Source organism: Enterobacter cloacae subsp. cloacae ATCC 13047 (assembly GCF_000025565.1).
Taxonomy (GTDB): Bacteria; Pseudomonadota; Gammaproteobacteria; order Enterobacterales; family Enterobacteriaceae; genus Enterobacter; species Enterobacter cloacae.
In genome coordinates, this window is sequence record NC_014121.1 from 1,163,501 (window position 1) to 1,183,742 (window position 20,242).

A 20,242-nucleotide genomic window follows, 5' to 3' on the forward strand; every position below is an offset into this window, starting at 1 on the left:
CCTGACGTTTGTGGAACAAAGAGGCTAGTGTACATGAAAGTGGGGGAGAGGGTTTTACGAAAGTAGGCTTTTTGTTAATGCAAAATGGGGTTTGCGATGTTTCACATGGTCAATATATATAACCAGCGTCAGCCTGTTTTTCAAACGCTCGAGATATTGGTGCGATTTCTAAATTGAAGTAAATATATCATTAATAATGATCTATTATTCTTTATTATATTTTCTATATTTATGTCAGATGATTTTAATTCGCTGTTTTTATAGTGTTTATTTATAATTTTTAATGTCGTTGCATTTTTTTCATGTTATTAGTCTGGATACGGACTTAATGGAATCATTCATTGAACCTTTTCGAAATGAAAATGCATAATTCCCTCCGCAATACAATGTTGCCAAATGATTTGATGGACAAACTTGCTTACGTCCCTGAGGAGGGATGACCCAATGCAAACATGGAAAAAGAAACTGATTGTATCACAACTTGCATTAGCCTGCACCCTGGCTATCGCTTCTCAGGCCAATGCGAAAGATATTTCTGGTACCACATATAATACCTTCGGATATGATAATACAGCATCAACACCCTGGTATTATGGCTACGCTGACTGGGATTACTCGGATGCCACCCACGACGGTGATATTTATCCGGTGATTAATAAGTCAACGGTGAACGGTGTTATTTCGACGTACTACCTTGACGATGGTGTCAATGGAAGAGCGAATGCGCTGAGCATTTCTAACAGCACCATTAATGGCATGATCACCTCAAAGTGCATGACCACCACATGTGCTGATGGGGTTGATACGGACGGCACGACCCATACGCAGTACGATCGTTTTAGCCTGACCGTCGATCACTCCACCATTAACGATACCTATGAGCATTATGCGTATGATGTTCTGAATGGTGACAACACCGAAACCCACTATCTGGATACCTATGGACTGGGTAATGCGATTACGCTGGATGTGGAATCGGATATTGTTATCCAGAACAACTCCCACGTTGCGGGCATCACGCTGAAGCAGCACGAGCACTATCAGGCGCAAGATAACACTCCGTACGATGATGTTGAAGGCGTTGCCAATAGCAGCAATGTATTTACCAACACGCTGGTGGTGAAAGACTCTGTACTCACGTCGGGTGCCTACAATGATTTAGGTACCAACGGTTTCTATGGGCAATCTGCGAAGCCAAGCGATTACGGTGAAAACGGCGCAACAGCTTATGATTATGATGATGCGGCATTAATTGTAGAGGCTGATAAACTAGACCTGTCAGACACTTCACAAACGCCGCAGGCATTACTCAAGACAGACGTTGCGATGCAAACCACCGCAACCTTCGATCATTCGACGATCACTGGCGATATTCTCTTTACTAGTACTTTTGATAATAACTTCTATCCGAATGGCGACCCGGCAACCGATACCACCGAAGACGGTGTATATAACCCAACCACCAACGGCTGGGATGGTACCGATAAGCTGGATGTCACACTGACAAACGGCAGTAAATGGGTGGGAGCCGCTCAGTCTAAAGTTGCTATGATCGACGTAGATGATATGTACGGTCTGGGCTATAGCAACGTTGACTGGAGAACCCTGACTCCAAACAGCATCTGGCCAGATTCACTTCTGGATAGCAATGGTCATCTCATCAGTGAGCAGGTATACCAGAGCGGTCTGTTCAACGTCACCCTGAACAACGGTTCAGAGTGGGATACCCGCAAACTGTCTAATATCGACACGCTGGCAGTGAATAACCAGTCGCAGGTTAATGTTGAAAACTCTGGCCTGCTGGCGGATTCCATCACCCTGACCAACGCCTCTACCCTGAATATTGGCGACAGCGGTGCAGTGGCGACAGACAGCCTGTATCTGGACAGCTATAGCCGTGCCGCGCTGACGGAAGAAACGGCTGAACTGTATGCCAACACCATCACCGTCGACAACGGTGCGGAACTGGCACTGGGCCTGGGTCAGGTGGACACGCACAACATGGTGCTGACCGATGGCGGTGTGCTGAACGTTGCCAGCCGTGACTACGTGCTGAACAGCGATCTGAACAACGCCCGCTTTATCACCAACGACAAGAGCAAAGCAGATTACGACTATGGCGTCGTGGCGCTTAACTCAGACGGTCATCTGGCGGTGAACGGTGATGTGGCAGGTAACTACACCGTGCGTATCGATGATGCGACCGGCGCCGGTTCTGTTGCTGATTATAAAAACAAAGAGATCATCCGCGTTTATGACAATAACGCAGACACTGCGGCCCGCTTTACGGCAGCAAACAAAGCCGATTTAGGTGCCTATACCTACCAGGCGCAGCAGAAGGGTGACACGGTTGTTCTGCAGCAGAAAGCGCTGACTGACTACGCCAATATGGCGCTGAGCATTCCGTCAGCGAATACCAATATCTGGGATCTGCAGCAGGATACCGTTGGAACCCGTCTGACTAACAGCCGTCACGGTCTGGCCGATAACGGCGGGGCGTGGGTGAGCTACTTCGGCGGCAACTTTGACGCTGACAATGGTGTTATCAGCTACGATCAGGACGTAAGCGGGATTATGGTTGGTCTGGATACGCAGATTGACGGTAACAACGCGAAGTGGATCGTGGGTGGCGCGGCAGGTTTCGCGAAGGGGGATATCAGCGATCGTACCGGTCAGGTTGATCAGGATAGCAAGACGGCGATGATCTATGCCTCTGCGAAGTTTGCCAACGATGTCTTCCTCGACAGCTCCCTGAGCTACACCCGCTTCAATAACGATCTCTCCGCGACCATGAGTAACGGTCAGTACGTGGACGGTAATACCACGACAGATGCGGTTGGTTTCGGTATGAAACTGGGTTATGACTGGAAACCAAACCTGTCCGGCTACGTCACGCCTTATGCGGCAGTGTCTGGGCTGTTCCAGTCGGGTGACGACTACCGCTTGAGCAACGACATGCGAATTGATGGCCAGTCTTACGACAGCCTGCGCTATCAACTCGGTGTCGATGCAGGGTATACCTTCAACTACGGCGGCGATCAGGCTCTGACGCCATACGTCAAACTGGCATATGTGTATGACGATGCTGATAACAATGCGAACGTGAATGGCGACAGCATTGACAACGGCGTTGAAGGCTCTGCGGTGCGTGTGGGTCTGGGCACACAGTTCAGCTTCACCAAAAACTTCAGTGCATACACGGATGCCACTTACCTGGGCGGCGGTGACGTTGACCAGAACTGGGGCGCCAATTTGGGTGTGAAATATACCTGGTAAAGTATAAAAGCGGGGGAATATATCCCCCGCTTTGTCATCTAAAAAAAATAATATTGAACCGACAAATACGGATGTCCAGAGGTCTGCATGAAAGTTAATGCGAAACCACTTTCTGAATTAAGCCGGCTCGAACAGTGTTTGAAAGTAGCCAGTACCCCATTTAAATCTGCTCCCCAGCAGATTATTTCAAATGATGATAATGATGAACCCAGCACCTTTGTATTACAGACCGGCGTAATTGAAATCTATCGCCGTTCAGACGAGTTGCTGATTGGCATTGCTACTGCGCCCTTTATTCTGGGGCTGACTGCAGGCATGCTTGATTACAGCAAGGAATATCGGGTCGTTGCCAAAAATCCGTGCACAGGCTTTTATTTACCTGCTTCGACCTCTCTTCAGCTTATTCAGCAAAGTTCTCTCTGGAAAGAAGCTTTCTGCTGGCTGTCCTGGATTAAATCCATTCTGGAAAAGCGGGACAGGCAACTGGTAGGAAATAACTCCTATCACCAAATCCGCGCCATGCTGCTGAATATGGCCGAATGGGATGAAACCCTGCGCTCAAAAATTGGTGTGATGAATCATATTCAACAAAGCACGCGCATTTCGCGTTCGGTTGTGGCTGAGGTACTCGCTGCGCTTCGACAGGGGAACTACATCAATATGAGCCGGGGCAAACTGGTTAGCATCAACCGTTTGCCCACGGAATATTAAGGCTGGACGGAGGCGGTAAGCACCTGGGCTTTATTGGCGCTGAGCTCAGCCACTAAGTTATTGATGCCATCGCTCATATTGACGAAACGGGTATTTGGCGAGCGGGTGACCACCACAAAAGCGCCCACGTTGGACTGGGGGATCATTGCCATATAGGTAATGAATCCTCCACCACCCCCCGTTTTCTGAATAATGCCCGGACGGCCATTTTTAGGTGCCATATATACCCAGCCCAGACCGAGGGCGTCGGCTTTACCCGGCACGTCCATACCGATCACGCGGTGCAACTGGCTGCGCTGGTAAATCAGCGTCTGCATTCGGTCGGCCTGATGGCTGCGTGAGTAGAAGTCTGATGAGAGGAACTGCTGCATCCAGCGCATCATGTCGCCAGGGGTGGAATAAACCCCGCCGCTGCCGATGGCTGCCAGCGTGTTGTTACACGGGCTGGCACCTTTTTCGGCGACCATCAGACGGCGGCACTGATCCGGTGATGGGGTGAAGGTGGTGTCCTTCATGCCCAGCGGGCGCGTGATCTGCTCTTCAAACAGCTGCGTATACGGTTTGCCCGCTGCCGTCGACAGCGCATCGGCCAGCAGGTCAAACGCCAGGTTGGAGTAAGAGGCCTGAGAACCGGGCGCGGACTTCAACGTGGCTTTGCTCAGGTAGTTCCAGCGCTGTTCACGCGTTGGCCAGACAAAAACGTCGCGATGCGCCGCACCCCCTGGCTGCTCGCGAGGCAGGGCGCTGGTATGCGTTGCCAGGTTGACCAGCCTTATCGGCGTTCCCTGATACGTCGGGACACGTGCGCCCGGCGGAGCATACTTGCTGAGCGGATCGTCGAGTTTCACCACGCCCTGGTCCAGCAATTTCACCAGCATTTCGCTGGTCATCAGCTTGGTCAGGGACGCGATGCGGATGACGGAATCCAGCTGCGGATGAACATTATTACCGGGACGCGTTTCACCGAAACTGCGAAACACGCGCTGATTACCGTCGATGACGACCATCGCCATTCCCGTCGCGCCGCTGCCGTAATAAATCAGGTTCGCGTAGCGATCGGCAATATCCGATGCCAGAACGGGCGCCGTCAGCGGTTGGGCTGCCTGGGCGGTTGAGAAGCTCACCGCACACAGCGCGGCGAAAAAGAGCAGACAACGTTTCAACGAAAAGCATCCATAGTGTGAATGAGGAAAGTAATGGGTATTTATACTACTAAACCGTACGGTGCAATGCCCCGAATTACATAACGATAACCAGAAAAACGTAACTGCGAGTAAATCAGAAGAATTTACTTACCGTCAGTCTCCCATTTTGTGACATCGGCCTTATGATAGAGGGCTGTGTTACTCAATCTTGCGGAGAAGGGTATGTCCGGAAAGCGTGTGGTTATGGTTGTCGATATGCAGCAAGGGGTGTTCGAAACGCCTCGTCATCAGCGTGAAAAATGTGTTTCACTGATCAATCAGCTTACGCAGGCAGCCGATCGGGTGATTTTTATTCAGCATACCGAGCCCGGCGGTCTGGAAGAGGGCAGTGACGGGTTTGCCTTGCTGCCTGAACTGCATCAGCCTGCTGATGCCCTTTACGTGACCAAGACGGCCTGCGATGCATTCTATAACACCTCGCTTGAAACGCTGCTCCGCGAGCAGGGGATCCGGGAGTTTGTCATCTGCGGTTGCGCTACTGATTACTGTGTCGATGCCACGTTCAAGAATGGCGTCAGCCGGGGCTACCACATCACCGTGGCGGAGGATGCGCATACCACCGCGAATCGCCCGGCGGCCGAAGCCCGCATTCTGATTAACCACTACAACGACGTCTGGCACAACTTCATTGCGCCCGCAAACCCGCCCGCGGTGAAACGCACCGAAACAATTCTTGAAAACTGGAAAGCGAACTAATAATAAACCCTCGGGTCTGACCTTTTTGCCTGCGCCAGGCACCTGGCCCAGGCAAGATTTTCGTGTGGTGATGTGTTGAGCACAGCAACAGCCATAACAACAAGAAGGATGTATCATGTTTAAGTCTTTTTTCCCAAAGCCGGGGCCATTTTTCCTGTCGGCATTTATTTGGGCACTGATCGCTGTCATTTTCTGGCAGGCCGGCGGCGGAGCGTGGTTGACGCGTATCACGGGCGCGACGGGCGAGGTTCCCATTAGCGCGGCGCGTTTCTGGTCGCTGAGCTATCTGCTGTTTTATGCCTACTACATGGTCTGCGTAGGGCTATTTGCCCTGTTCTGGTTTGTCTATTCGCCACATCGCTGGCAGTACTGGTCGATTCTGGGCACGTCGCTGATCATCTTTGTCACCTGGTTTCTGGTGGAAGTGGGGGTGGCGGTTAACGCCTGGTATGCCCCGTTCTACGATCTGATCCAGAGTGCGCTGAGTTCACCGCATAAGGTGACTATCAATCAGTTCTACCATGAAGTTGGCATCTTCCTCGGTATTGCCCTTATTGCGGTGGTGATTGGCGTCATGAACAATTTCTTCGTCAGCCACTACGTCTTCCGCTGGCGTACCGCGATGAACGAACATTATATGGCGCACTGGCAACACCTGCGTCATATCGAGGGCGCCGCACAGCGTGTGCAGGAAGACACCATGCGTTTCGCCTCGACCCTTGAAGACATGGGCGTGAGTTTTATCAATGCCATTATGACCCTGATTGCCTTCCTGCCGGTTCTGGTGACGCTCTCGGCGCACGTGCCGGACCTGCCGATTGTTGGTCATCTGCCGTATGGCCTGGTGATTGCCGCTATTGTCTGGTCATTAATGGGAACAGGGCTGCTGGCCGTGGTGGGGATCAAGCTGCCTGGGCTGGAGTTTAAAAATCAGCGCGTTGAAGCGGCGTATCGTAAAGAGCTGGTATATGGTGAAGATGACGCCAACCGCGCCTCGCCGCCAACCGTACGTGAACTGTTTGGCGCCGTGCGTCGCAACTATTTCCGTCTTTACTTCCACTATATGTACTTCAACATTGCGCGCATTTTGTATCTGCAGGTGGATAACGTTTTCGGTTTGTTCCTGCTGTTCCCGTCCATTGTTGCGGGTACGATAACGCTGGGTCTGATGACACAGATCACCAACGTATTTGGCCAGGTTCGCGGGTCGTTCCAGTATCTGATTAGCTCCTGGACCACGCTGGTGGAACTGATGTCCATCTACAAACGTCTGCGCAGCTTTGAACGCGAGCTGGACGATCGGGATCTGCAGGAAGTCACCAATACATTTAGCTAAAAAGGGAATTGCTATGTCTTTTGCCGTACCGCGTACATTATCGCTCTCTTTACTCGCCGCACTCGTGCTGGCGGGGTGTGCCGAAAAAGGGGCCGCCCCGCTTAAAAAAGGTGAGAAACCTGTAGATGTGGCGAGCGTGGTGCGGCAAAAAATGCCCTCTACGGTGAAAGACCGCAATGCGTGGGCCGAGGCATTAGCGAAGACCTTTGAAAGTCAGAAAATTGCCCCTACCGAGGAGAATATCTGCTCGGTACTGGCAGTGGCGCAGCAGGAGTCAATGTACCAGTCAGACCCGGTGGTGCCGGGGCTGAACAAAATTGCCTGGAAAGAGATCGACCGTCGCGCGGAATCGATGCATATCCCGGTGTTCCTGGTGCATACCGCCCTTAAAATCACCTCGCCAAACGGCAAAAGCTACAGCGATCGGCTGGACACGGTGAAAACCGAGAAACAGCTGAGCGCCATTTTTGATGATTTCATCAATATGGTGCCGATGGGGCAGAAACTGTTCGGCTCGCTTAACCCGGTGCACACCGGCGGCCCGATGCAGGTCAGCATTGCGTTTGCCGAGCAGCATACGGACGGTTATCCGTGGAAAATCGACGGGACGGTGCGCCAGGAAGTCTTCTCCCTGCGTGGCGGACTGTGGTTTGGCACGTACCATCTGCTGAACTATCCGGCGAGCTACAGCGAGCCGTTGTACCGCTTTGCTGACTTTAACGCGGGCTGGTATGCCAGCCGAAACGCGGCGTTTCAGAGTGCGGTCAGCCGTGCCAGCGGGGTGAAGCTGGCGCTGGACGGCGATCTCATCGCCTACGGCAGCAGCAAGGCGGGGACCACGGAACTGGCGGTGCGTAAACTGTCAACAACGCTTGGCATGAGCGATAGCGACATTCGCCGTCAACTGGAGAAAGGGGATAGCCTGGCGTTCGAGAAGACGGATCTCTACAACAAGGTTTTCGCGCTGGCCGAGAAGAAGAGTGGAAAAGCGTTACCGCGGGCAATCCTGCCGGGTATTCAACTGGAAAGCCCAAAAATCACGCGTAATCTGACAACGGCATGGTTCGCCAAACGCGTCGACGATCGTCGGGCTCGTTGCATGGGACGTTAATGGCGACGACGCAGGCGTACGACTAACGCGACAACACCAAGAATCAGACAACCCGCGAGGAAAGGGACAAGGCCAAACAAGGTGCTCACACCCAAACCAATCTCAACCCGCGGGCGTCCGTTATCCTGCACCTGCATCAGATGTTCATAGACGCCAGGCGCGTGAACCAGCATGTTGAGAAGCTGGGAGCCTGCCCAGAAGCAGAACAGGACAAACAGGGCATACGCAATATTACCCGCAGTGGAGGTTTTTGGTGGTGTGCCGCCAAAAATCGGTTTCGACAATGTAAAGTCAGCCATAAAGACCTCCGGAAATATCACTCTGTTAATACGCTTCGCACACGGTGAGTTTGACAGGTCATAGCATTTGTCAATATCAGAATCGTGGTAATTTCCCCTGCGGAATTCTCCTGGATTGTCGATTTCTGCAGCACATCACAAATTCATTACTTAACTGAAATTGCGTCGTGTTTCAGATTTTCCGCATCTGCCACAGACCCGATCGTAAAACTGTGAGAGGATGTCTTTTTTTCCTGCCGGAGTTGTTATGAAGCTCACGTCCAAACTACGCCGTGACTGGCACTACTACGCCTTTGCTATCGGGCTGATCTTTATTCTTAACGGTGTCGTAGGGCTGCTGGGGTTTGAAGCCAAAGGATGGCAAACCTATGCTGTCGGACTGGTGACCTGGGTGATCAGTTTCTGGCTGGCTGGGTTAATTATCCGCCGTCGTCCGGAAGAGACGACAGCGGATGAGGCGGAGACGGTGAAAAGAACCGATTAACCGTTTACTGAACTTTTGAGTGCGCTGTCAGCGGCATGACGCTCCAGCGCCAGTTCGATCAGACGGGTGATCAACTCAGAGTAACCCAGACCGCTGGCCTGCCACAGTTTTGGATACATGCTGATGTTGGTAAAGCCCGGCAGGGTGTTGATTTCATTAATCACCACCTCATTATCTGGCGTCAGGAACACATCCACACGCGCCATGCCGCAGCAGCCAAGAGCCTGATAGGCGTTGATGGCGATCGCCCGGATCTTATCGTTGATGGCCGGATCGATATTTGCCGGCACGACGACCTGAGCGCCTTTATCATCAATGTATTTGGTGTCGTAAGAGTAGAAATCGCTGTTTAACACCACTTCACCGCAGGTGCTTGCCTGTGGGAAATCATTGCCCAGCACCGCGCACTCAATTTCACGGCCTTTGATACCCTGCTCAACCACGACTTTGTGGTCAAACTCAAAAGCCAGACGAACGGCTTCGGTGAACTGCGCTTCGCTTGTCACTTTGCTGACGCCAACGGAGGAGCCCTGGTTCGCAGGCTTCACGAACAGCGGCAGACCCAACTGGGCGGAAATCTGGCTGAAGTTGTATTTATCGCGGTTGGCGCGGGTGAGCGTCACGAACGGGGCAACGTTCAGCCCGGCATCGCGCAGCAGGCGTTTGGTGACGTCTTTATCCATACAGGCGGCGGAGCCCAGCACATCGGAGCCGACAAACGGCAGGTTAGCCATGCGCAGCATACCCTGCAGCGAACCATCTTCGCCCAGCGTGCCGTGGACGATTGGGAACACGACGTCAATCTGAGCAAGAGCCTGTGCGTTACCGGCGTCGATAAGTTGCCCCTTCACTACGCCAGGGACGGTGGCGACGCTGATTTCAGAAGGATTAAGGGCGATATGTGCCGGATCGTTGGCGTTTAACAGATACTGGCTCGCATCGTTCACATGCCACTGGCCCTGTTTATCAATGCCCAGCAGCACTACGTCGAAACGGTTTTTATCAATCGCATCGACAATATTTTTTGCCGACTGCAATGAAACCTCGTGCTCCGCTGATTTTCCCCCAAAGACAATACCTACGCGCTGCTTTGCCATCTCACTCTCTTCCAGTCTGACGAAAAGCCAATAACATACCACGATGCCCTGCGGGTTTCGCGACCTTCTGCCATAATGTTTTGGGAGTAAAGAGGGGGGAGTGTGAAAGGCAAAACGTTGCTGATCGTTTTCATTCTGGTGGCAGTCGCAACGGTGGGTTACCGCTGGTTGCCGTCTCACTACAACCCTTTTACGCCGCTCTCGCTTGACGACCCGCCAGGCCCAATTACTCAGTACAAACTGCGGCGCCTTACCCCCGAGGCGTGTGCCAGCCTGTTATCGCAGGCCAATCAGAAGGCCCTTATTCGCACACAGCCTGTCGCCGACAGCGCCGGAGCATGCCCCCTTCACAACATGGTGCGCGTGCGTGACTTCGGACCGGTCAGCCTGAACAGCAGCTTTCTTGCCAGCTGCCCGCTGGCGCTGAGTTCTGCACTGTTTGTCAGCCAGCAGGCCCGGCCACTCACCAGAACCTGGACCGGAAGCGAGCTGGTGCGCATTGAGCACCTGGGCAGCTACGCCTGTCGCAATATTTACCACCGCCCTGATGCAAGACGCAGCGAACATGCCACGGCAGAGGCGCTGGATATCAGCGCGTTTCGGCTGGCGAACGGTGAACGGGTCACCATTCTGCACGGCTGGAGATCGACCAAAACGCAGCCGTGGCTACAGGCGCTGCTGACGGCGAGCTGCGGCTACTACGGGAACGGCCTGGGGCCGGAGTATAACGCGGCGCACGCCAACCATTTCCATCTGGGAATGCGCGGCTTTGGACTCTGCCGCTAAAGCATAATCTTCCGCCAGAAATTGGATGATTTGTGACATATTTCACAAATATGATGACTGGGAAGATAAAACACCAAAGTCAGCAAGGCCGCATCTCTGGCACGGCGTAGATGTCGGTAACTTGCTAATCTGTCGGCGCATTTGCCTAAAAATGAAGACTATTTCTTTTATGGAATCCTGGAAAGTTAACCTCATCTCGGTCTGGTTCGGGTGTTTCTTCACCGGGCTGGCCATCAGCCAGATTTTGCCCTTTCTGCCGCTGTACGTGTCGCAGCTGGGCGTGACCTCGCATGAAGCCCTCTCCATGTGGTCGGGGCTGACGTTCAGCGTGACGTTTCTGGTTTCCGCCATTGTGTCACCTATGTGGGGGAGCCTGGCGGATCGAAAAGGGCGCAAACTGATGCTGCTGCGCGCTTCGCTGGGAATGGCAATAGCCATCCTGCTGCAGGCCTTTGCCACTAACGTCTGGCAGCTGTTTATCCTGCGGGCGATCATGGGGCTGACATCCGGCTATATTCCGAACGCCATGGCGCTGGTCGCTTCACAGGTGCCGCGTGAACGTAGCGGCTGGGCGTTGAGTACGCTCTCCACCGCACAGATCAGTGGCGTTATCGGCGGCCCGTTGTTAGGCGGCTTTCTGGCCGACCACGTAGGGTTGCGCGCCGTCTTCTTCATTACCGCTATCCTGCTGGTGATCAGTTTTCTGGTGACGCTGTTTCTGATCAAGGAGGGGGGACGTCCGGTGGTCAGTAAATCTGAACGCCTGAGCGGCAAAGCGGTCTTCGCCTCGCTGCCGTATCCCGGGCTGATGATAAGCCTGTTCGTAACCACCATGGTGATCCAGCTCTGTAATGGTTCGGTAGGCCCGATTCTGGCGCTGTTTATAAAATCGATGGAGCCAGACAGCAGCAATATTGCGTTTCTCAGCGGGATGATTGCTGCCGTGCCGGGCGTATCGGCGTTAATCTCTGCGCCGCGGCTGGGAAAACTGGGCGACAGGATCGGTACGGCGCGTATCCTGATGGCCACGCTGATTTTTGCCGTGGTGCTCTTTTTTGCGATGTCGTTCGTCACCTCACCGCTTCAGCTCGGCGTGCTGCGATTCCTGCTCGGCTTTGCCGATGGCGCCATGTTACCTGCGGTGCAGACCTTGCTGGTGAAATATTCAAGTGACCAGGTGACAGGGCGTATTTTTGGCTATAACCAGTCATTTATGTATTTAGGTAACGTTGCCGGTCCGCTTATTGGCGCATCCGTTTCGGCGATGGCCGGTTTTCGTTGGGTATTTGCGGCCACGGCGATTGTGGTGTTGATCAATATTATCCAGCTGGCGATTGCGCTGAGACGCCGTCGCCAATTAGAGCAGGCGAGAGCAGCGCGTTAATTTTCTGACGGAATGTATTATATATTCTTATGGTTGCCGCATTTTTATATAACTAAATGCGGCTTTTTCTAAAGAGAAAAACGTTTCGCTGCTTGCCATTCATCTTTATTTTGGCAGCAGCATCACTTTTGCATAAGATAATACTTTTCTCCTCTTTGCATTATTCATTCTGAATGCTAAGTTCAGAAAAAACGCATAAGGAAATAGCACGATGAAAAATCTCATTGCTGAGTTGCTGGTCAAGCTTGCACAAAAGGAAGAAGAGTCAAAAGAACTGGTCGCCCAGGTCGAGGCGCTGGAAATTGTCGTTACGGCGTTGCTCCGACAAATGACACAACCGCAGCAACAGGCGTTAATCGATAATGTAGAAAGCGCACTGGACAAGGCTCGCCCCGATTCGCTGGTCCCCGCTGAAGATGCGGAGATGCTTCAGCAATACGTAAAGAAGCTATTAAGGCATCCTCGCAGCTAGCCTGCTGAAAGAGTATGGCCTGTCATAGAATGGTCATGCAGGATGCCTGTCGTCGCTCTGTTTTTATTTTTGGCCTTCGCACTGGGAGAAAAGAATTTAAACAGAGCCTCTATTTCATCTCATGCCTCTCGCTATTAAATACCCTAACGCGTCAGGCGAAACCGGGTAATGAACAGCGTGCCGCGCCAGAGATGAAATAATCCATAAACCCGAAGAAAATCATTGTCGCAGGGTGGTTTTTTTCCCGCAACGAACCAGACTTAATGTGGAACTTCACATAAAGGATGGTGCAATGAAAACAACAATACTGGTTACCCTGTTTTCCGGCCTGTGCCTGATCGCCTCAGCGCATGCGGAAGAGAAAACCTTAACACCTCAACAGCAGCGTATGACAACCTGCAACCAACAGGCGACAGCAAAAGCGCTGAAAGGGGATGCCCGTAAGACATATATGAGCGATTGCCTCAAAAATGGTGCATCCAAACCAGATGAAAAAAGCCTGACGCCGCAGCAGCAAAAAATGCGTGAATGTAACGCTCAGGCCACGCAACAAATGCTGAAAGGCGACGATCGCAGCAAGTTTATGAGTGGTTGTCTGAAGAAACAGGCATAGTCCTATCGGGTGAGTCCTTACGGTGACTCACCCGAAATTTCATACTTTCTCCGCATCCCCCCTCTCTATAATTTGGGAAAATGTTTCAGAATATTCCCAAAATATGATGAACGACGAAAACTTTTACAATAAAGAGCGTATCGGGGAAGAGTGGCTTCAAAACCTTTCTCAGGATGACGCGCACCGTACCGGCATACGCTTTGCCCGGCGCGTCCGGCTGGGGCGGATTGTGGGTCTGGCGGCGATGTTTTTTCCTGTTGCCGGTGTGCTGGTAAAGCATTTTCTGCCCGGCGGCTGGTGGTTATTACTGGTGAGCTGGGTTTTTATCTGGCCGCATCTTGCCTGGCAGTTCACCTGCCGTTCATCTCAACCTTATCAATGTGAAATCTTCAATCTGAAGATCGACGCTATTTTTACCGGCATCTGGATTGGCCTGATGGGCGTGAACGCTCTGCCATCGGCTGCGCTGGTTATGATGATGGGCATGAATATGATGGGATCCGGCGGCTGTCGCCTGTTTCTCGCGGGCATTGCCATAACCACGTTATCCGCTGTCGTGACGCTGAAGCTAACCGGAAATGTTGTGGTGCTCTCTTCCGGATCGCTGGAGTGGTGGCTGACGCTGCCGGTCTTGATGATCTACCCAATACTCTTTGCCTGGGTGAGCCATCAGACGGCCATTCGCCTGGCGGAAAATAAGCGAAAACTTGAGCTGATGAGTACCCGCGATGGCATGACGGGCGTTTATAACCGGCGCCACTGGGAAACGTTGCTGCGGATGGAGTATGAAAAGTGCCGACGGGATCATTGTCAAACCACGATCTTGCTTATCGATATCGATCACTTCAAGAGCATCAATGATACCTGGGGACATGATGTGGGCGATGAAGCGATCATTGCTATCACTCGTCAGCTGCAGATGACGCTGCGGGCCGGGGATTATATTGGCCGTTTCGGTGGCGATGAGTTCGCGATCATCATGTCCGGGACCCCGGCAGAAAGTGCAATTGCGGCGATGTCCCGTGTCCACGAGCGGCTAAAAAAACTGTCGTTACCCTGTGCCCCGAACGAACGGCTTCGCATCAGCGTGGGGGTTGCGCCATGGGGAACACAGTTTGCCCACTACCGCGAATGGTTAAAAGCGGCAGATATCGCGCTTTATAAAGCCAAAAATGCCGGACGCGGACGTACCGAGGTGGCCGCCTGACATCCGGCTTAGTTTGGTCAGGACTTACTCAGCTTCTCTGACTTTTCCATGCATTTCGCCATCGCTTCAATGACCGCCGCACGGAACCCGCGCTCTTCCAGCACCCGCACCGCTTCGATGGTGGTACCGCCAGGCGAGCAGACCATATCTTTCAGTTCCCCTGGATGCTTACCGGTTTCCAGCACCATTTTGGCTGAGCCCATCACCGCCTGTGCGGCAAATTTATAGGCCTGCGCACGTGGCATACCGCCAAGCACCGCAGCATCCGCCATCGCTTCCAGGAACATGAAGACATACGCAGGAGCAGAGCCACTCACGCCCACAACCGGATGGATCATCGATTCGGCAATCACTTCCGCTTCGCCGAAGCAGCGGAAAATGTTCAGCACATCGGCCACATCTTCCGTGGTCACCAGCGCGTTAGGGGTGATGGAGGTCATCCCGGCGTTGACCAGCGAAGGGGTATTGGGCATTGCGCGAACAATTTTACGGTCATGACCCAGTGCACGGGCCAGCTGATCGAGCGTCACGCCTGCGGCAATCGACACCACCAGCGTGTCTTTATTCAGGCTGGAGGTGATCTCGCTCAGGACTTTGATCATGATATTCGGTTTAACCGCCCCAAAGACGATATCGGCGACCTGGGCCACTTCCTGCGCGCTTTCGGCTGCGTTAATACCATACTCATCACGTAACGCCGCGACTTTATCCGGTGATGGTGTATAGACCCAAATCTGACCCGGCAGGACCTGCCCGCTGGCGATCAGGCCACCCAGGATGGCTTTGCCCATGTTACCGCAGCCAATAAACCCGATTTTCTTATCCATCACGTTTCTCCGTCGTTATGCGTTGTTTTCTCTGATTGATAGCTTAACAACGAAATGCAGGCGACAATAGTCGCCAGTATCAATAGGGGAGACATTATGGCGATTTGGGTTGATGCGGACGCATGTCCGAATGTGATTAAAGAGATTTTGTTCCGCGCTGCCGAGCGTGTTCAGATGCCGCTTACGCTGGTGGCAAACCAGAATATCCGCGTACCGCCTTCCCGATTCATTCGTGCGTTGCGGGTTCCTGCCGGTTTTGATGTGGCGGATAACGAGATCGTACGGCTGTGCAGCGCGGAAGATCTGGTGATCACGGCGGATATTCCTTTGGCCGCAGAGGTACTGGAAAAGGGCGCCGCAGCGCTGAACCCGCGCGGGGAGCGTTACTCACCAGCAACCATCCGGGAAAAACTGACCATGCGCGATTTCATGGATACGCTTCGCGCCAGCGGTGTGCAGACCGGCGGGCCAGATAGTTTATCTCAACGTGACCGCCAGCAGTTTGCCGCAGAGCTGGATAAGTGGCTGCTGGAAGTGAAACGTCGCACTGCTAAATGATAATCATTGTCAATATGTGGTACAGTATGGCAGTGACAGGGTTGTCATTCCGTACCGCTTTGCAGTAAAGTAAACGCAACATCTTCTGCAATTATATCTTTACACTCTTCAGCCATCCGGCATCAAGGGGAAACACCTGGTTATGACCCAACCCATCTTTTTAGTTGGCCCCCGCGGCTGTGGGAAAACCACCGTTGGCCTGGAGCTGGCGCGTGCCTGTCAACGTCATTTTGTTGATACCGACCACTGGCTGCAGACGCAGGCCGGACAAACCATCGCGGATATCGTCGAAAAAGAGGGCTGGGAGAGCTTTCGCAGCCGTGAAACGGCCGCGCTGGAAGCGGTAACGGCACCCGATGCGGTGATTGCCACAGGTGGCGGAATTATTCTGGCGGAATATAACCGCCGCTATATGCGTGAAAAAGGGATAGTGATTTATCTCTGTGCGCCCGTGGCTGCGCTGGTGGGGCGTCTGGAAGCGTTTCCGGAAGAGGGGCAACGCCCTGCGCTAACCTCCAGACCGCTCAGCGAAGAGGTGAGCGAAGTGCTGGCGGAGCGCGATGCGTTATACCGCGAAGCGGCACATCACGTAGTGGATGCTTCCGCGTCGCCCGAAGAGGTTGTGATTCAGATTATTACCGCCCTGCGTTTGGCTTGTGCCAGCTAACCGCCGTCTATACTTATAGCTCTGACATAAAAAAAGGATGAGCTATGCCAACCAGACCTCCCTATCCGCGTGAAGCACGTATTGTTACCGTTGAAAAAGGCAATGGCGATCAAACCGTGACCTGGTATCAACTGCGTGCCGATCACCCTAAACCCGACTCTCTCATCAGTGAACATGAGACTGAACAGGAAGCGCTGGATGCGAAACGGCGCTACGAAGATCCCGATAAGTCATAAATGTTTTCCTAAACGCTCCAATACCGTGCCTGAATCACACTTTTTACTCATCGCTAATGTTAAGCAGGAGTTAATATTTAGTTATTACAGGTAGCTCCGTTACCGGCAGGTGATCTTTACATTTCGGGATGGAGATCACCTGCTACGCTTGGTGCTGTTTTGTTGAAAAAACGAACTGTGCAGCGTAGTGAGCCTGTACCTGTGTAATAAGTTTTTGTAGTAATGGAAGGCGAAGACGATGAAGGCAACGTTGGCGATCATCACTATTGGTGTGGTCCCTGTAAGCGAAGTGTTACCGCTCTTAACCGAGCATGTATCTGAACAACAGATCACGCATCTCAGCCTGCTGGGGAAGATGAGCCGGGAAGAGGTCATGGAGGACTACGCTGTAGAGGCGGGGGAGGATCCCCTGGCGACGTTATTAAGCGACGGTAAACTGGCGCATGTTTCACGACAGAAAATTGAGCGCTCGCTGCAGGCAGTAATAGAAGTGCTCGATAATCAAGAGTATGACGTAATTTTGCTGATGAGTACTGCTCCCATTAAGGGACTCATGGCGCGTAATGCGATTTTACTCGAGCCGATGCGAATCATTCCGCCGCTGGTGGCATCCATTGTGGACGGACACCAGGTGGGGGTGATTGTGCCCATTGAGGAACTCATGGACAACCAGGAAGCAAAATGGCACGTGCTTGAAAAAACGCCCCTGTATGCGCTGGCCAATCCCTTCTGGGACAGTGAGGCCAAACTCATTGCGGCCGGGAAGGAGCTACTGGAGCGCGGGGCTGATGTATTGATCCTCGACTGCCTGGGGTTCCACCAGCATCACCGCGATCTACTGCAAAAAGCGCTGGATGTGCCGGTACTGTTGTCGAACGTTCTGATGGCGCGTCTGGCCTCAGAACTCCTTACCTGATGATTTTGCGTGACAGGTCATGAGCATGGCCCCTATAGTGAATTTTTATCTAAAAATATAAGGGCCAGTTCATGCTTCAAAGTAACGAATACTTTTCCGGTAAAGTGAAATCCATTGGTTTTACCAGCAGCAGCACTGGCCGCGCCAGTGTCGGCGTGATGGCTGAAGGGGAATACACCTTTGGTACGGCCGAAGCTGAAGAGATGACGGTGGTAAGTGGTGCGCTTAACGTCTTACTGCCGGGTGAAACGGAATGGAAAGTTTACTCTGCCGGCGAAGTTTTCAACGTCCCTGGCCACAGTGAGTTCCATCTGCAGGTTGCTGAACCGACCTCTTATCTGTGCCGCTATCTGAAATAATCTTCTTCCCTCTCCCCGTTGGGGAGAGGGTCAGGTTGAGACGAAATTATCTCTGCGCTTCGCCGCCGAGGCCTTCTACCAGATTTTGAATCAACGCGGCCAGCTCGCCGGTCATCAGGATAAAGTCCGCATCAAAGCGCTGGGCGTAATCTTCACGATCGATATCTTCGTTCTGATCGCGCAGTTCATCGCAGAACTTCAGGCGCTTAACAGAGCCATCGTCACACATCACAAACTGAATACGCTGCTGCCAGTCGAGCGCCAGTTTAGTGACCACTTTGCCTGCTTCAATGTGGACGGCGATCTCATCGCTCACCAGATCCTGCTTTTTCGCACGAATGACACCGCCATCCTCAAGCAGGGCTTTCAGTTCGGCTTCATCGAGGATCTGGAACCCTTGCGCCGCCGTGCCGCTGCGAACCCATTCGGTCAGGGTTAACTCGATAGGCGTTTCCAGCGCCAGTGGAACCACCGGCAAAGAGCCGATGCTCTTACGCAGCAGGGCCAGCGTATCTTCCGCTTTTTTGGCGCTGGCGCAGTCCACCATGATCAGCCCGTTGACGGTATCGATCCACATCATGGTCTGGCTGAAGCGGCTAAACGCGCGCGGCAGCAGGGAGTGCAACACTTCGTCTTTCAGGGAATCTTTTTCGGTCTTTTTCAGCTTGCGGCCCTGTTCGGCTTCAAGCTTAAAAATTTTCGCTTCCAGCGCCTGCTTCACCACCGGCGTGGGCAGGATTTTCTCTTCTTTACGGGCGCAAACGATGATTTGACCCGTGCTGCTGGCGTGGGTCAGGGCATCGCTTTGTGAACCCATTGGCGGAACCCAACCGGTTTTTGCCATATCCTGGCTTCCGCAAGGGGAAAAGGTATAAGCGGCTAACTGTTTTTCCATCTCTTCTGCACGCAGCGAAACGTCGCGGCTGAGACGGTAAACCATCAAATTTTTGAACCACAGCATGATAATTTCCACGGCCTTGTCGTTAAATCAGCGGGCATGATAACGAATTGTCGCATCGCTTGCATTGCTAATCGGGAAGCGTGCTTCTACTGTGTTGATAATCAAAATAATGAGGAGAGTCTTGTGCGTATTGGGATTGATTTGGGCGGCACCAAAACTGAAGTTATCGCACTGAGCGAGCAGGGGGAGCAGCTTTTCCGTCACCGCCTGCCCACGCCGCGCGACGATTATCACCAGACTATCGAGACGATTGCCCGGCTGGTTGAGATGGCAGAGCAGGCGACAGGACAGACCGGCTCCGTCGGGATGGGCATTCCCGGGTCCATTTCGCCTTATACCGGGGTGGTGAAAAACGCCAACTCCACCTGGCTCAATGGCCAGCCTTTTGATAAAGATTTGAGCGCGCGTCTGCAGCGTGAGGTGCGTCTGGCAAATGATGCGAACTGTCTGGCGGTATCAGAGGCGATTGACGGTGCGGCGGCCGGTGCCCAGACCGTTTTTGCTGTCATCATCGGTACCGGCTGCGGGGCCGGTGTGACGTTCGGCGGGCGTGCGCATATTGGCGGTAACGGTACGGCAGGCGAGTGGGGACATAACCCATTGCCATGGATGGATGAAGACGAACTTAAATACCGTACTGAAGTACCGTGCTACTGTGGAAAACAGGGCTGTATTGAGACGTTTATCTCTGGCACCGGTTTTGCCACCGATTACCACCGCCTGAGCGGTCAGCCGCTTAAGGGTAACGAGATCATGCGTCTGGTTGAGGAGCAGGATCCCGTAGCGGAACTGGCGTTGAGCCGCTACGAAATGCGCCTGGCGAAATCGCTGGCGCATGTGGTGAACATTCTCGATCCTGATGTGATTGTGCTGGGCGGTGGGATGAGCAACGTCGACCGGCTGTACGCGACGGTGCCTGCTCTCGTCAAACAGTGGGTCTTCGGCGGCGAGTGTGAAACCCCAATCCGCAAAGCCGTCCACGGTGACTCCAGCGGCGTGCGCGGCGCAGCGTGGTTATGGCCGGAATAAAAGCAAAACAGC

Annotated in this window: 22 protein-coding genes; 17 read left to right on the plus strand and 5 right to left on the minus strand. The window is 53.0% G+C overall.

Annotated features, from left to right (window positions below; all coding sequences use genetic code 11):
• Positions 1 to 444 precede the first annotated feature (444 nt).
• Both ECL_RS05500 and ECL_RS05505 read left to right on the plus strand, forming a co-directional pair.
• Positions 445 to 3,276: an autotransporter outer membrane beta-barrel domain-containing protein gene (locus ECL_RS05500; RefSeq protein ID WP_013095799.1), complete on the plus strand. Its 2,832-nt coding sequence runs from the start codon at positions 445 to 447 to the stop codon at positions 3,274 to 3,276.
• An 87-nt stretch (positions 3,277 to 3,363) separates the two neighbouring features.
• Entirely contained in the window at positions 3,364 to 3,987 is a 624-nt protein-coding gene (locus ECL_RS05505; RefSeq protein WP_013095800.1) for a helix-turn-helix domain-containing protein, read from the plus strand.
• On the opposite strand, the gene ampH is transcribed toward ECL_RS05505, so the two are convergent.
• Entirely contained in the window at positions 3,984 to 5,150 is a 1,167-nt protein-coding gene (ampH, locus tag ECL_RS05510; protein ID WP_013095801.1) for a D-alanyl-D-alanine-carboxypeptidase/endopeptidase AmpH, read from the minus strand. The genes ECL_RS05505 and ampH overlap by 4 nt on opposite strands.
• A 204-nt stretch (positions 5,151 to 5,354) precedes the next feature.
• On the opposite strand from ampH, the gene ECL_RS05515 reads away from it, so the two are divergent.
• From ECL_RS05515 to ECL_RS05525, 3 genes are all read left to right on the plus strand, one after another.
• A complete protein-coding gene (locus ECL_RS05515; protein ID WP_013095802.1) occupies positions 5,355 to 5,888 on the plus strand; it encodes an isochorismatase family protein in 534 nt (177 codons plus the stop codon).
• 115 nt (positions 5,889 to 6,003) lie between these two features.
• Positions 6,004 to 7,224: a peptide antibiotic transporter SbmA gene (gene sbmA, locus ECL_RS05520; protein ID WP_013095803.1), complete on the plus strand. Its 1,221-nt coding sequence runs from the start codon at positions 6,004 to 6,006 to the stop codon at positions 7,222 to 7,224.
• Between the two features lie 13 nt (positions 7,225 to 7,237).
• Complete coding sequence (locus ECL_RS05525) at positions 7,238 to 8,335, plus strand: DUF1615 domain-containing protein (RefSeq protein WP_013095804.1); 1,098 nt, start codon at positions 7,238 to 7,240, stop codon at positions 8,333 to 8,335.
• On the opposite strand, the gene ECL_RS05530 is transcribed toward ECL_RS05525, so the two are convergent.
• Positions 8,332 to 8,634: a DUF2755 family protein gene (locus ECL_RS05530; protein WP_013095805.1), complete on the minus strand. Its 303-nt coding sequence runs from the start codon at positions 8,632 to 8,634 to the stop codon at positions 8,332 to 8,334. The two genes, ECL_RS05525 and ECL_RS05530, sit on opposite strands and share 4 nt — an antisense overlap.
• A 247-nt stretch (positions 8,635 to 8,881) precedes the next feature.
• Between ECL_RS05530 and ECL_RS05535 the strand changes: the two genes are divergently transcribed.
• Positions 8,882 to 9,118 carry a DUF2754 domain-containing protein gene (locus tag ECL_RS05535; protein WP_013095806.1) on the plus strand — a complete coding sequence of 79 codons (237 nt, stop codon included), beginning with the start codon at positions 8,882 to 8,884 and terminating at the stop codon, positions 9,116 to 9,118.
• On the opposite strand, the gene ddlA is transcribed toward ECL_RS05535, so the two are convergent.
• On the minus strand, positions 9,115 to 10,215 hold the full coding sequence (gene ddlA / locus ECL_RS05540) for a D-alanine--D-alanine ligase (protein WP_013095807.1): 1,101 nt from the start codon (positions 10,213 to 10,215) through the stop codon (positions 9,115 to 9,117). The two genes, ECL_RS05535 and ddlA, sit on opposite strands and share 4 nt — an antisense overlap.
• 102 nt (positions 10,216 to 10,317) lie before the next feature.
• On the opposite strand from ddlA, the gene ECL_RS05545 reads away from it, so the two are divergent.
• The 5 genes from ECL_RS05545 to adrA all read left to right on the plus strand — a co-directional run bounded on the left by ECL_RS05545 (position 10,318) and on the right by adrA (position 14,677).
• Entirely contained in the window at positions 10,318 to 11,001 is a 684-nt protein-coding gene (locus ECL_RS05545; protein WP_013095808.1) for an extensin-like domain-containing protein, read from the plus strand.
• Positions 11,002 to 11,170: 169 nt separating this feature from the next.
• Positions 11,171 to 12,385, plus strand: a complete 1,215-nt coding sequence (locus ECL_RS05550; protein WP_013095809.1) for a multidrug efflux MFS transporter — start codon at positions 11,171 to 11,173, stop codon at positions 12,383 to 12,385.
• A gap of 211 nt (positions 12,386 to 12,596) precedes the next feature.
• Entirely contained in the window at positions 12,597 to 12,857 is a 261-nt protein-coding gene (gene iraP, locus ECL_RS05555; RefSeq protein WP_013095810.1) for an anti-adapter protein IraP, read from the plus strand.
• 292 nt (positions 12,858 to 13,149) lie between these two features.
• Positions 13,150 to 13,470, plus strand: coding sequence for a phosphate starvation-inducible protein PsiF (psiF, locus tag ECL_RS05560; RefSeq protein ID WP_013095812.1), 321 nt, complete (start codon positions 13,150 to 13,152; stop codon positions 13,468 to 13,470).
• Positions 13,471 to 13,573: 103 nt separating this feature from the next.
• Entirely contained in the window at positions 13,574 to 14,677 is a 1,104-nt protein-coding gene (gene adrA / locus ECL_RS05565; protein WP_013095813.1) for a diguanylate cyclase AdrA, read from the plus strand.
• Between the two features lie 17 nt (positions 14,678 to 14,694).
• Here the strand turns inward: adrA and proC are convergent, their stop codons facing one another.
• Positions 14,695 to 15,504, minus strand: a complete 810-nt coding sequence (proC, locus tag ECL_RS05570; RefSeq protein ID WP_013095814.1) for a pyrroline-5-carboxylate reductase — start codon at positions 15,502 to 15,504, stop codon at positions 14,695 to 14,697.
• A 96-nt stretch (positions 15,505 to 15,600) separates the two neighbouring features.
• On the opposite strand from proC, the gene ECL_RS05575 reads away from it, so the two are divergent.
• The 5 genes from ECL_RS05575 (at position 15,601) to ppnP (ending at position 18,240) form a co-directional block, all read left to right on the plus strand.
• Positions 15,601 to 16,062: a YaiI/YqxD family protein gene (locus tag ECL_RS05575; RefSeq protein WP_013095815.1), complete on the plus strand. Its 462-nt coding sequence runs from the start codon at positions 15,601 to 15,603 to the stop codon at positions 16,060 to 16,062.
• 142 nt (positions 16,063 to 16,204) lie between these two features.
• Complete coding sequence (gene aroL, locus ECL_RS05580; protein ID WP_013095816.1) at positions 16,205 to 16,729, plus strand: shikimate kinase AroL; 525 nt, start codon at positions 16,205 to 16,207, stop codon at positions 16,727 to 16,729.
• A 44-nt stretch (positions 16,730 to 16,773) separates the two neighbouring features.
• A complete protein-coding gene (gene yaiA / locus ECL_RS05585; RefSeq protein WP_013095817.1) occupies positions 16,774 to 16,965 on the plus strand; it encodes a protein YaiA in 192 nt (63 codons plus the stop codon).
• A gap of 238 nt (positions 16,966 to 17,203) precedes the next feature.
• Entirely contained in the window at positions 17,204 to 17,881 is a 678-nt protein-coding gene (locus ECL_RS05590) for an AroM family protein (protein WP_013095818.1), read from the plus strand.
• A 71-nt stretch (positions 17,882 to 17,952) separates the two neighbouring features.
• Positions 17,953 to 18,240: a pyrimidine/purine nucleoside phosphorylase gene (gene ppnP, locus ECL_RS05595; protein ID WP_013095819.1), complete on the plus strand. Its 288-nt coding sequence runs from the start codon at positions 17,953 to 17,955 to the stop codon at positions 18,238 to 18,240.
• A 46-nt stretch (positions 18,241 to 18,286) separates the two neighbouring features.
• On the opposite strand, the gene rdgC is transcribed toward ppnP, so the two are convergent.
• The gene (gene rdgC, locus ECL_RS05600; protein WP_013095820.1) at positions 18,287 to 19,201 is read right to left on the minus strand and encodes a recombination-associated protein RdgC; all 915 of its coding nucleotides are present in this window, start codon (positions 19,199 to 19,201) and stop codon (positions 18,287 to 18,289) included.
• A gap of 123 nt (positions 19,202 to 19,324) precedes the next feature.
• Here rdgC and mak point away from each other — a divergent pair, with 123 nt between their 5' ends.
• A complete protein-coding gene (gene mak / locus ECL_RS05605; protein WP_013095821.1) occupies positions 19,325 to 20,230 on the plus strand; it encodes a fructokinase in 906 nt (301 codons plus the stop codon).
• The last annotated feature ends 12 nt before the right edge of the window (positions 20,231 to 20,242 follow it).

What these genes read in the sequence shown, in the direction of transcription:
- sbmA (WP_013095803.1), top strand. Translation starts at nt 6,004, where the DNA reads ATGTTTAAGTCTTTTTTCCCAAAGCCGGGGCCATTTTTCCTGTCGGCA.
- ECL_RS05500 (WP_013095799.1), top strand. Translation starts at nt 445, where the DNA reads ATGCAAACATGGAAAAAGAAACTGATTGTATCACAACTTGCATTAGCC.
- ECL_RS05515 (WP_013095802.1), top strand. Translation starts at nt 5,355, where the DNA reads ATGTCCGGAAAGCGTGTGGTTATGGTTGTCGATATGCAGCAAGGGGTG.
- ECL_RS05535 (WP_013095806.1), top strand. Translation starts at nt 8,882, where the DNA reads ATGAAGCTCACGTCCAAACTACGCCGTGACTGGCACTACTACGCCTTT.
- rdgC (WP_013095820.1), bottom strand. Translation starts at nt 19,201, where the DNA reads ATGCTGTGGTTCAAAAATTTGATGGTTTACCGTCTCAGCCGCGACGTT.
- ddlA (WP_013095807.1), bottom strand. Translation starts at nt 10,215, where the DNA reads ATGGCAAAGCAGCGCGTAGGTATTGTCTTTGGGGGAAAATCAGCGGAG.
- ECL_RS05590 (WP_013095818.1), top strand. Translation starts at nt 17,204, where the DNA reads ATGAAGGCAACGTTGGCGATCATCACTATTGGTGTGGTCCCTGTAAGC.
- ECL_RS05550 (WP_013095809.1), top strand. Translation starts at nt 11,171, where the DNA reads ATGGAATCCTGGAAAGTTAACCTCATCTCGGTCTGGTTCGGGTGTTTC.
- ECL_RS05505 (WP_013095800.1), top strand. Translation starts at nt 3,364, where the DNA reads ATGAAAGTTAATGCGAAACCACTTTCTGAATTAAGCCGGCTCGAACAG.
- proC (WP_013095814.1), bottom strand. Translation starts at nt 15,504, where the DNA reads ATGGATAAGAAAATCGGGTTTATTGGCTGCGGTAACATGGGCAAAGCC.
- ECL_RS05525 (WP_013095804.1), top strand. Translation starts at nt 7,238, where the DNA reads ATGTCTTTTGCCGTACCGCGTACATTATCGCTCTCTTTACTCGCCGCA.
- iraP (WP_013095810.1), top strand. Translation starts at nt 12,597, where the DNA reads ATGAAAAATCTCATTGCTGAGTTGCTGGTCAAGCTTGCACAAAAGGAA.
- psiF (WP_013095812.1), top strand. Translation starts at nt 13,150, where the DNA reads ATGAAAACAACAATACTGGTTACCCTGTTTTCCGGCCTGTGCCTGATC.
- ECL_RS05575 (WP_013095815.1), top strand. Translation starts at nt 15,601, where the DNA reads ATGGCGATTTGGGTTGATGCGGACGCATGTCCGAATGTGATTAAAGAG.
- ppnP (WP_013095819.1), top strand. Translation starts at nt 17,953, where the DNA reads ATGCTTCAAAGTAACGAATACTTTTCCGGTAAAGTGAAATCCATTGGT.
- aroL (WP_013095816.1), top strand. Translation starts at nt 16,205, where the DNA reads ATGACCCAACCCATCTTTTTAGTTGGCCCCCGCGGCTGTGGGAAAACC.
- ECL_RS05530 (WP_013095805.1), bottom strand. Translation starts at nt 8,634, where the DNA reads ATGGCTGACTTTACATTGTCGAAACCGATTTTTGGCGGCACACCACCA.
- adrA (WP_013095813.1), top strand. Translation starts at nt 13,574, where the DNA reads ATGATGAACGACGAAAACTTTTACAATAAAGAGCGTATCGGGGAAGAG.
- yaiA (WP_013095817.1), top strand. Translation starts at nt 16,774, where the DNA reads ATGCCAACCAGACCTCCCTATCCGCGTGAAGCACGTATTGTTACCGTT.